General features: G+C 36.0%; 7 protein-coding genes and 1 pseudogene. 2 read left to right on the top strand and 6 right to left on the bottom strand.

Translation table 11 applies throughout. The features are described from left to right. Nucleotides 1-3: 3 nt before the first annotated feature. From DBX24_RS00940 to recQ, 6 genes and pseudogenes are all read right to left on the bottom strand, one after another. Nucleotides 4-1,471: pseudogene (locus DBX24_RS00940) on the bottom strand (MBOAT family O-acyltransferase). Nucleotides 1,472-1,473: 2 nt separating this feature from the next. Continuing rightward, nucleotides 1,474-2,391: a glycosyltransferase gene (locus DBX24_RS00935; RefSeq protein ID WP_160223683.1), complete on the bottom strand. Its 918-nt coding sequence runs from the start codon at nucleotides 2,389-2,391 to the stop codon at nucleotides 1,474-1,476. After that, on the bottom strand, nucleotides 2,391-3,536 hold the full coding sequence (locus DBX24_RS00930; RefSeq protein WP_160223682.1) for a glycosyltransferase: 1,146 nt from the start codon (nucleotides 3,534-3,536) through the stop codon (nucleotides 2,391-2,393). Before DBX24_RS00930 ends, DBX24_RS00935 begins: the two co-directional genes overlap by 1 nt. Nucleotides 3,537-3,551: 15 nt before the next feature. Beyond that, the gene (locus DBX24_RS00925; protein WP_260392821.1) at nucleotides 3,552-4,571 is read right to left on the bottom strand and encodes a glycosyltransferase family protein; all 1,020 of its coding nucleotides are present in this window, start codon (nucleotides 4,569-4,571) and stop codon (nucleotides 3,552-3,554) included. A 20-nt stretch (nucleotides 4,572-4,591) separates the two neighbouring features. Then, nucleotides 4,592-5,476 carry a glycosyltransferase family 2 protein gene (locus DBX24_RS00920; RefSeq protein ID WP_120488751.1) on the bottom strand — a complete coding sequence of 295 codons (885 nt, stop codon included), beginning with the start codon at nucleotides 5,474-5,476 and terminating at the stop codon, nucleotides 4,592-4,594. Between the two features lie 340 nt (nucleotides 5,477-5,816). Then, on the bottom strand, nucleotides 5,817-8,021 hold the full coding sequence (gene recQ, locus DBX24_RS00915) for a DNA helicase RecQ (RefSeq protein WP_160223681.1): 2,205 nt from the start codon (nucleotides 8,019-8,021) through the stop codon (nucleotides 5,817-5,819). A gap of 326 nt (nucleotides 8,022-8,347) precedes the next feature. Between recQ and DBX24_RS00910 the strand changes: the two genes are divergently transcribed. Both DBX24_RS00910 and DBX24_RS00905 read left to right on the top strand, forming a co-directional pair. Further along, nucleotides 8,348-9,661: a M16 family metallopeptidase gene (locus DBX24_RS00910; protein WP_160223680.1), complete on the top strand. Its 1,314-nt coding sequence runs from the start codon at nucleotides 8,348-8,350 to the stop codon at nucleotides 9,659-9,661. A gap of 12 nt (nucleotides 9,662-9,673) precedes the next feature. After that, on the top strand, nucleotides 9,674-11,710 hold the full coding sequence (locus DBX24_RS00905) for a M16 family metallopeptidase (protein WP_160223679.1): 2,037 nt from the start codon (nucleotides 9,674-9,676) through the stop codon (nucleotides 11,708-11,710). The last annotated feature ends 69 nt before the right edge of the window (nucleotides 11,711-11,779 follow it).

The following is an 11,779-nucleotide window of genomic DNA, read 5'->3' as shown; positions in this document are numbered from 1 at the left end:
TGATTAGAATTGAAAATAAATAAATGGAGTTTCATTGGTTTGCATAAATAGTCCTATAAGTAGAATAATAAAAGCGTAAAAAGACCATCTAACTAATTGATAATTACCCCCCCCCTGCAATATTAGAATTCACAAATAACTTTTCTAAAGCGAAATTATCTTCTCTACCAATCCATTCTATAATGAGTAAAAAGCCAATAAGAATAATAGTCGCTAATGCTGCTTTATGAATTCTTGGGATACTTATAACACTTGGACTAAAAATCCTTGAAATATAAGAAAATGCTTGTTCTACATTTTCAGCTCTAAAGAAAATCCAAGCAAAAGTAATGAGCCCAAAGGTAATACTGATATTCATTATATCTTTAAATGAGGGGAGTTTCCTTCCACTTGCAACGATGTCTAAGTTTGCTCTGTTGGTTTTGAAGATAATAGAAGGCATTATAAATAAAGCGTTTAAAGCACCCCAGATGATGAAAGTCCAATTTGCTCCGTGCCAGAAACCACTTACTAAAAAGATGATAAAAGTATTTCGTATGCGCATTAGATTTCCTCCTCGGCTACCACCTAATGGGATATAGAGATAATCTCGAAACCATGTATTGAGTGAAATATGCCACCTTCTCCAAAACTCAGCAACATCTCTTGAAAAGTATGGGAAATTAAAGTTTTTCATTAAATCAAAACCAAAAAGACGAGAGGTTCCGATAGCAATATCCGAATATCCTGAAAAATCCCCATAAATCTGAAAGGCAAAAAATACTGCTCCTAAGACAAGTTCGCTTCCTGAGGAGGTCTCATAGTTAGCAAAAATTTGATTAGCATAAATAGCACAATTATCCGCAATAACCATTTTTTTGAAGAGCCCCCAAAGGATTTGGCGCATACCATCTACTGCAAGATTATAATTAAAATTTCGTTTCTTATAAAACTGAGGAAGTAGATGAGTTGCCCTCTCGATAGGACCAGCAACCAACTGAGGAAAAAAACTTACAAATGCTGAAAAAGCTATAAAATTTTTGGTAGCTGTAAGATTTCTTCGATATACATCTATTGTATAACTTAGTGTTTGGAATGTATAAAAGCTAATGCCAACGGGAAGAAGAATGTTCAGTGTATGAATAGAGGGTTTCGTTCCGAAAAAGCTAAATGCTGTAATAAAGTTATCTATGAAGAAATTATAATATTTGAAGAATCCAAGAAATCCTAAATTCGTAACAATACTTATAGATAGCAATAGTTTTCTTTTTTTCTGGCTATTTTCTTTCTCAATCCAATAAGCGATACAATAATCTTGTACAGTACTGAAAAGTATTAGAAACAAAAATCTCCAATCCCACCAGCCATAAAAAATATAACTTGTAATAACAATGAAGAGATTTTGCCATTTTAAACTCTTCTGGAAAACAAACCAATAAAGTATAAAAACAATGGGTAAAAATACCGCAAATTCTATAGAATTAAAAAGCATATTTAGTTTTTCAATTTATGATAAATATAGCTAAATGGTAGTAAAAATATCCCTAAGGTTTTAATAGTGAGATTGTTAATGGAGAAGATAACTTCTTTCAATGAATTTTTGTTTTTAAAGGAATAGTATTGATAACCAATGATATTTCTAAGAAGAGTTTTGGGGTAGAAGAATAATTTTGTACCATAGGAATTAAGAAGAGATAAGTGCCCTTCTTTTAGTCCAAAAACATTTTTACCTGTCCAACGGGTATTGGATACAGATGCCGTATCATTTTCATCCTTATGATAAATTCTCACTACCCTATTGATAAATCTTGTTTTTACACCTTTTGCATCATACTCATTAAATATCACAGACTGAGGAATATATCCTTTCCCTTCATATTTAGAATAGTCCTTATTTTTAATCCATTTCTTATAAGTTTTTGATATAAAAATCCCGAATTTATCCCCTCTTACTTTATATTTATATCGCATATCAAAAATACTCCCATCAAAACCATCATTAGGATATGCATCCCCTACAATATCTCCTTTTTCATCTGCTGAAAGCGCCATCAAGCCTATATAATCATCCTGATTTTCAATTTTTTCAACCTCATTAAATAAAATTTCAAGTGAATTTTCTGGATAAGAATCATCCGAATCTACAACCATATGATACTTAGATTCTACTTTTCTTATTCCATCCAAAACAGTCAAAAATTTATGCTGATTTTTTTGCTTATAATATTCGATGGAAAAAATATTTTCTTCCTGAAAACTTTTTACCAAACCCTCCGTACTATCCGTAGAGCCATCATCCATTATCAACCATTTAAAGTTTTTAAAGGTCTGATTTTTTAAGGATTCATATACTCTGTGGAGCGTATGAGTACGATTGTAGGTTGGGGTAATTATGGTGATTTCTGGTTTCATTATTTTAATATAGATTTAAAAATATCAATTACCTGCTGATAAATTTTGTTTTCATTAAATCTTTCAGATGAATTTTTTGTTCCCTCTTTTATTTTATTCACCCATTCAGGCTGAGTAAGGAAATCTTTCATCGCATTATAAATTTCATCTTCATTAGGATTGATAAGAACTCCATTAATACCATTATCAATAATCTCTGGGATGCCTCCCACATTAGTAGAAATAATGGGTTTGTTTAGTAGTAGATTTTCTAAAATAACCATAGGGTAAGACTCTCTAAGCGATGGATGTATAAAGAAATCCGCCTCTTTGAAATAAGGATAAGGATTGGTCTTGTTTCCTAAAAGTAAGAATGTTTTTTCTACACCAAGTCGACCGATTTCTTCTGAAAGATTATTCCTCTCTGGGCCATCACCTAAGATAGCGATATAATGCTGGTGTCCCTCTTGTATTAGGCGATGATGAGCTGCTAAAAGCAGATCATAAGCCTTGCTTTTTATGAGTCGTCCTGCTCCGATAAAACAAGGGTGGGGGAGGACTGTATTAAACTCATTAGATTTCTTCTGAATGTCCTTAGTATTAGCAGGATTATTCACTACAAAGCTACTTTTGAACCCCGTATTATAATATTTCTTTATGTTGTTTTTTGCAAAATCAGAAACCATAATACAAGCATCAAACTTCTTCATCAGAGCTATGATATGTAGAGTTATATTTTCATTTGCATGGGTGTTTTTTAAATCATTATGAAGCCAAGATATTTTTTTAGAATCTTTTACAGGACTGTTTGCAACCCATTGAAAAGTAGGAATATCAAAAGCTATTTCAATATTGGGTTTTCTGTGTAGTTTTCTGTAAAGCAGATTAGGAAACTTTTGATAAAATGCCAATTTAATCCTTCTGATAACAAGCTGTAATTTCTGAATGTATTTATTTTTGGAAAGAAATTCTTTTCCATTTCCTATAAAATAGGTGCGGATATCTTTTGGGATTTCATTAATTAATTCCCCTTGATAAAGGCTCGTTATAAGTGATATTTCAAACTCCTCTCTCGGTAAATTGGCTAAATACTCCAAAAGGACTTTTTGAATTCCGCCGATTTCCATTGACCGAATATGAAAAACTAAATGTATTTTTCTATTCATTGCTAAAATTTATTGTTAATCAACCTTGCAACCTTGTTTTCTATACTGTTCTTTAAACTGCTCTACCCAGTTTTTAAACGCCTCAATATTCATTTTATCCTTTATAAAATGGATGAAATAATCCATTGAAAAATCATTAGGGAAATTCTCCATAGCATCAAAATCACCATTGTACCAGGCTTCATTGATGATATGATTAAAAATATTCACATCAAAATCTGAGGAGTACTTATGATAGGAATTTGTGGCAGAAGACTGAAAGGTCGTCAGCATTGCTTCATTCTTTAATTGTGCCGTAAAGTTCGGATTTTCTTTTCCAAATCTATTGTAATAGACTGCTGCATTACGGAGCTGTTGCTTTTCATCTACTTTCCCCTTGGCATCTTTCCAGATATAGAGCCAGTATTCCTTTTTCCAAAGCCCCATTAAAATAGAATTCAGCGTCCAGTATCTCAGTTTGGTTTGGTTATCTACCTTTCCCAATTTGTATAAAATACTGAAAAATTTAAGCCTGTTATAAAAGAACCAATCCATTATTAAAGGATGAGAGAGGAATAAATCTTTGGGCTTAATAGCATTGATGGCGTGGTTAATCTCTTTCACTTCCTGCCATTGCTCGTCTTTACTGCTCCCAAGCCAGCCTAATTTCAGTAGATTGATGTTATACTCCTGCACCTCTTTTGAGAGCTCATCGGTATTAATTTCTCTGCTAAACCATACATCATCTTCCGTCATTATAAAGTAGTCGGAGGCATTTTTTGCAGCATTATACCAAAGCTGGGTAGGGATTTGGAAGCCATTAATCTCTTTTCTATTTTCTAAATTTTCCTTTATTGCCTGTACTTTCTTTGAGTGATTTTCAGATTTAAAAATTTTAACGCTTGGATATTTCTCTTGGATTTTATCCAAGTATTTTTGAGGAGTACCATCATCCAAAATACTCATGCGATAATCTCCAGATACAAACGAATGAATACTGTTTAAGCATCTGTCGAGATAAAAAGGTCGGTTAAAAGACTTGATGAGGATGTCCATTATCACTAAATATTATATAATTAATTGCGAGAAGTACTAAATATTTTTTTTACGATGAGTTTAAGCCTCTCATAAAAAGATAATTCTTTTAAGTATTTATTTCTAATTATTTGAAAAATAAGGAGTGTCTTTAGATGGGCTTTAATATACTTCCTCTTATATTGAATCATATTTTTTCTAACGATATCATTTTCTTCAAAATCGTTTTCCAAGTGTTTATATAGGAGAAGTATATTTTCATAATTGTTTTTATTATGTTGCCATACTCCTACATTAAGCCTATACACGCCCATTTTTTCACTAAAGTATTTTATCTTTCCATACCTTGCTATCCACATCATAAGGGGGTAATCACCCATAGGGGCATCATAATACCAGTCTGGGAAATCAATCTTTATATTACGAAACACAGCAGATAGGGTGGGGAGTAAGTTTACTTGGCTAAGTTCCTCCAAAGTATATTCACTTTTGGAATTTAAATGATCATAATCCTCAGAAGTGAATGTATCTCCATCCAGGAATTTTACATTATGGCAACAAATAGCGAAGTCATTATTATTTTCTAAGAAATCTACTTGCTTTTGGAGTTTGTTTTCATCCGTCCAATAGTCATCACCCTCACAAAGGGCTATATATTTTCCTCTTGCTTGGCTCATAGCCCAAACGGAGTTCCTTATCATTCCCTTATTCTCCGTATGCCGAGTATATTTTACGGTGATATGTTCAGGCGCATTTTGTATTAATTCTCTGATGATTTTATCCGAATTATCGGGCGAGCAGTCATTCGCAATAATAAATTCTATCGGGAAGTTTGTCTTTTGGGAGAAGACTCCATTTATTGTCTCTCCGATGTATTTTTCGTGTCCGTAAGTAATCGTAACTACACTTACTAAGGGTTCTTTCATTCGTTACTAATTTTTATTTTCAAATAAATAGCCATCAGAATACTAAGTTTCTGTACTATCTTTCCGCATTTCAATATAGGGGGCAAAAATACACAAATATTATTACCTCGCACCGTAGCAGGTGAGCCTACTAGTATGGAGAGTTTTTACATCGTAGCTGGTGAGGCATTTTTATATGAAAGGCTGTCCGAGTACAAAAATATTTCAGCCTCTTTTCCTTAGTTTAAGTAAGTATCAGCTGTACTATAGCATATCCTCCAAAAATCAGTCGCCAATAGATTTTATCCATTGACGACTATTTATTACCTATTGTTTAAACCCTAAAACCTATCGCTTCCTGCTAATTTGCTACATCACTAATAAATTTTATTCTTAGCATTCGGACTTCTTCATCGCTGAGGTCATCGCCGAATTCATCCAAGAGTACTTTCATAGAATCACTTTCGCTTTCGTGCATAAATTCCATAAACTCCTCTACTATATCTTCATCTATATTTGCACTGATGTAGTAGTCTATATTGAGCTTTGTGCCTTGGTATACGATACCTTCCATCTCTTTGAGAAGCTCATCCATTGTAAGGTTTTTTGCTTTGGCAATGTCTTCAAAATCTAATTTTTTGTCTGTACTTTGGATAATGAATACCTTATGGCTGGATTTATTAGCCACTTGTTTAATCACCATATCCTGCATCCGCTCAATATTATTTGCCTCTACATATTTCGCAATAAATTCAGCGAATTCCTTACCGTATTTCCGTGCTTTCCCTTCGCCTACACCATATATTTTTGCAATTTCTTCTACGGTTATGGGATATTGAACCGTCATATCTTCAAGGCTTGGATCCATAAATACCGTGTATGGAGGAATGCCGAGTTTCTTGGCGATTTTCTTTCTTAATTCTTTCAGTTGGCTAAAAAGCACTTCATCTAAACCTCCACCCGATTGTACAGAAACACTATCCGATTCAGATTTCGCTTGCGAGAGATCAAAGGTACGATCTTCTGCGATGTAGAAAGGAGTATTGAGCTCTTTATTTAGGACAGCTCTACCTTTTTCAGTAAGGCTTAGTACTCCATAGGTTTCGATATCCTTTTGCAAGAATCCCTGTACTGTAGCTTGTCGTATAATGGTTTTCCAATAGTTTTCAGTTTCGTGTTTCCCAATACCAAAAAACCTGTGGTCTTCGAGTTTATAGGACTTGGTAACTGCGGATTCTTTACCTGTAATGATGTTGATGAGGTCTTTGGTTCTGAATTTTTCATCAAGTTTTTTGATGATTTCCAGTAGTATTTCAAAATCTTTGGTTGCATCTTTCATCGTTGGTGGGTTTATGGAATTATCATCCATTTTAGCACCATTGCCGTTTACAGGGTCAAATTCTTCACCGAAGTAGTAGAGAAGGTATTGTCTCCTGCTCATAGAGGTTTCTGCGTATCCTACCACTTCATTTAATAACTGAAGTCCAATCTCTCTTTCAGAAACGGGCTTTTGAGCGAGGAATTTTTCAAGTTTCTCAATATCTTTTGGGTCATAGAAAGCTACGCAATAGCCTTCACCGCCGTCTCTCCCCGCTCTTCCTGTTTCCTGGTAATAGCTTTCAAGAGATTTAGGAATGTCGTAATGGATTACAAATCGTACATCAGGCTTATCTATTCCCATCCCGAAAGCTATAGTTGCCACAATTACATCACATTCTTCCATTAGGAATTTGTCCTGATTGGTTACTCTTGTCTTTTGGTCAAGACCTGCGTGGTAGGGCAGGGCATTAATCCCATTTACTTGTAGCAATTGAGCGAATTCCTCCACTTTTTTACGGCTGAGGCAATATACAATTCCCGATTTTCCTTTGTTTTGGTTGATGAACTTAATGATTTCCTTATCTACATTTACTTTTGGGCGTATTTCATAGAAAAGGTTTGCTCGGTTGAAGCTATCTTTAAATACCGTTGCATTGTTCATTCCTAAGGTCTTTTGTATATCTTCCTGCACCTTAGGTGTTGCCGTTGCGGTTAGAGCTATTATAGGTACATCGGCTATTTTGTCTATGATGAGTTTCAGATTTCGGTATTCTGGTCGGAAATCGTGCCCCCATTCCGAAATACAATGCGCCTCATCTATCGCGAAGAAGGAGATTTTTACCGTACGAAGAATTTCCAGATAGTCTTCTTTTATCAAACTCTCTGGAGCTACATAGAGCAACTTTGTTTTTCCGCTTTTAATATCTGAGAAAACCTGATTGGTCTGCTGTTTATTTAGAGAGGAGTTGAGCACATGAGCTGTTCCCTCTTCGGATGAAAGCCCATTCACTGCATCCACTTGGTTTTTCATCAGTGCAATAAGGGGAGAGACTACGATTGCCGTACCTTCTGAGATTAGTGCTGGTAGCTGATAGCAGAGCGACTTGCCCCCGCCTGTAGGCATTAAAACGAACACATCTTTATTGCTAAGAAGTGTCCTGATGATTTCTTCCTGCTGTCCCTTAAACTGGGAAAAGCCGAAATATTTTTTTAATTCTTTCAGTAAGTCAATTTTTGTTGTATCCATTTGGTAATATGCTATAATTGAGGCAGACCAAAAGTAACAATAAAAAACTATAAATGAAAATTTTTATTAAAAACTCTATTATTTTTATTGTATTACAATGATTGATAAAAACTATTTGCTTTAATAAATTAATGCAATGATGAGGCTTATTATACTTTATCTGCTTGATTTAATAATAAAAATCATTCTTTTAAGCTCTTTGCCTTATTTATGAGGATAAGTGTATTGGTTGCTTATAATATTTCTGAAAAAAACGCTCTTCATTGTAACAATTTAAGTACTTTTGCTACTCATCAATCGATTTTAATAAAAATAGTTTTCTAATAATGAAAAAAAGACTTTTATCAGTGGCAGCAGCAGTTCTTTTCGGGATGCTCGCTAATGCACAGCAAATCAAATTCGAGGAGTATGATTTGCCAAATGGGCTACATGTGATTCTTCATCAGGATAATTCCGCTCCTGTCGTTACTACTTCTGTAATGTACCATGTGGGTGCAAAAGACGAAATAGAGGGCAGAACGGGCTTTGCACACTTCTTTGAGCATTTGCTCTTTGAGGGAACTCAAAACATCAAAAGAGGTGATTGGTTTAAGATCGTTTCTGCTAATGGAGGCTCGAATAATGCCAATACTACGGGCGATAGAACCTATTACTACGAGGTTTTCCCATCGAATAACGAGCAGCTTGGGCTCTGGATGGAAGCCGAGCGGATGAGAAATCCTATCATCAACCAAATCGGTGTAGATACCCAAAGAGAAGTAGTAAAAGAGGAAAAGAGACTGAGAATGGATAACCAGCCGTATGGTAATTTTATGACGGCGCTTCTCAAAACAGTATTTAAAAAACACCCGTATAAAGGTACGGTAATCGGCTCTATGGAAGACCTTAATGCCGCTACATTAGAAGAGTTTAAAAACTTCTTCAAGAAGTACTATGTGCCTAATAATGCTGTGCTTGTAGTGGCGGGAGACATTAAGCCAGAGCAAACCAAAAACTGGATTAATCAATACTACGGCTCCATCCCAAGAGGAGCGGCTATCACCAGAAACTTCGCGAAGGAAACTCCCATTACCACCGCTTATGAGGAGACTTATTATGATAAGAATATCCAAATCCCAGCTTATATCTTCGCTTACAGAACACCGGGCTATAAAGACAGAGACGCCTATGCGCTTGATATGCTCAGCACTTATTTGAGCGATGGTAAATCCTCCGTGCTCTATAAAAAATTAGTAGATAAGGAGAAAAAAGCATTAGAAATCGGTGCTTTTAACCTTGGTATGGAAGATTACAGCATCTTTGCTTGCCTTGCCCTTCCGATGGGAGAAACCTCTAAGGCTACTTTGCAGAACGATATAGATGCAGAGATAAGAAAAGTACAAACCGAGCTCATCTCTGAAGAAGATTATCAGAAACTCTTAAACCAAATGGAGAATAATTTTGTCAATTCCAATACTTCGGTAGAGAGCATTGCGCACTCGTTGGCAGACAGATATATGCTAAAAGGGAATACAGACATCATCAACAAGGAAATAGAAATCTACCGCTCCATTACAAGAGAGGAGCTAAGAGAGGTTGCTAAAAAGTATTTGAACAGCAACCAAAGAGCAATCATCAACTATCTACCAGAAAAAAAATAAACCGCAACAAAAATGAAAAACATAAAATACATAGCAGCCGCTTTCCTCATCTCTGGAATGCTCTCTGCACAGAATATAGACATCAATGCAATGCCGAAACCAGCCGCTACACCGGTCATCAACATTGCAAAACCAAAGACTTTCCAACTGAAAAACGGGCTTACCGTCCTCGTTGTAGAAAACCACAAGCTCCCAAGGGTAAATATTGAGCTTACCATCGATAGACCACCTTTATACGAAGGCGAGATAGCAGGTGTAGGTGGGATTTTATCCAGCCAGCTGGGTACTGGGACAACTAGCCTTAGCAAAGATGAATATAACAAGAAAGTAGACTTCTATGGAGCAAAAATAGGATTTGGTGAATCTGGCGCTGTTGCCAATACCCTTTCAAAATACTCCAAGCAAGTCATTAGCCTAATGGCAGATGCTATCGCAAACCCTAAATTCTCAGTAGAAGAGGTAAATAAATCTAAGGAGAGAGCCATTGAGGGATTAAGATCTGAAGAAAAGAGTGCAGAAGCCATTGCCAGAAGAGTTCAAAGGGCTTTAACTTATGGTAAAAACACCCCTCGTGGGGAGTTTGAAACAGAGGAGAGCATCAATAAAATCCAGCTAAAAGATGTTCAGGATTTTTATGAGAAATATTACACACCAAACAATGCTTACCTCGTTATCGTAGGTGATGTAAAAACCGATGATATCAAGAATCTCATAAAAAAAGAATTTGGAAAGTGGAAGAAATCAAAAGCTAAATTCACTGCTTTAGAACCTGCTCAAAATGTAGCAACTGAAGTCAATATCGTGGATGTTCCTACGGCGGTTCAATCCGTTATCTATATTGGGAATATCTCTACCCTCAAGAAGAAAGACCCTCAGTATTTCAGCGGAGTGCTTGCCAACTACATCCTTGGAGGTGGTGGGGAAGCAAGACTCTTTATGAACCTCCGTGAGAAAAACGGATTCACTTATGGTGCGTATTCTAATCTCTCCACAGGTAAATACAGCCCAAAATTCACAGCAAATGCTAGTGTGAGAAATGAGGTTACTGATAAAGCAGTTCAAGAATTTATGAACGAATTAAAAGGAATTTCCGCCATCAAATTAGACGAGTTAGAAAACGCAAAAGCCAAACTAAAAGGTCAGTTTATTATGTCTCTGGAGAAGCCAGAAACGATTGCAGAATTTGCTCTGAGTGAGAAATTAGAAAACCTCCCAGAAGGTTTTTATAATAACTATCTCAAATCTATTGATAAAGTAACGATTGCCGATACAGAAAACGCTGCAAAAGCTAACATCCTTCCTAACCAAAGCCGAATTTTCATTGCAGGAAAGGCGAGTGAGATTGCAGACAGTGTAGAGAAACTCGGCTACCCAGTAAAATACTTTGATGCCTATGCAAACCCAACCCAAAAGCCAGCAACTAAGAAAATTGATGCTAATGTAACCGTAGAATCCATAGCACAGAAGTTCATAAGTGCTACTGGAAGTAAAGCCGCAATAGAAAAAGTGAAATACCTTACTACTAATGCTTCGGGAACGGTACAGGGAATGGCACTTGAGCTCTCCACTATCAAAGGGAAGAAAGGGGAATTCCTTATGGAGATGAAAATGATGGGTAACACCGTGCAAAAAATGGTATTCAATGGTAAAGACGGCTATATCGTAGCACAAGGGAATAAAGTCCCAATGCCAGAAGAAGCAAAAGCCGAGATGAAAGCCGAAGCAGGTCTCTTCCCAGAAGCGAATTTCACCAAAGATAAAGTAGAGCTCAAGGGCATTGAAAACATTAATGGTGAAGATGCGTACGCGCTCAAGCAGGGGAGTACTACTTATTATTATAGCGTGAAGTCTGGGCTTAAATTAGGCGAATTGAAACTCCAAAAAGCCAATGGGCAGGAGATCAGCATTCCGACTTATTATTCCGACTATAAGGAAGTACAGGGTCTGAAGCTCCCATTCAAGATTACACAGAATATCAATGGTATGGAGATGATCTTTAATGTAAATTCCTACGAAATCAATAAGGCGACAGAAGCCACTTTTAAGTAAACATTCATTCGAATAGGGCTACCTCTTGGGGTAGCTCTATTTTATTTGTCCATTAAATAAAAAAGGGCT

It is taken from the genome of Bergeyella cardium (genome assembly GCF_009914665.1).
Lineage (GTDB): Bacteria > Bacteroidota > Bacteroidia > Flavobacteriales > Weeksellaceae > Bergeyella_A > Bergeyella_A cardium.
This window is presented reverse-complemented; position numbering and strand designations above follow the sequence as displayed.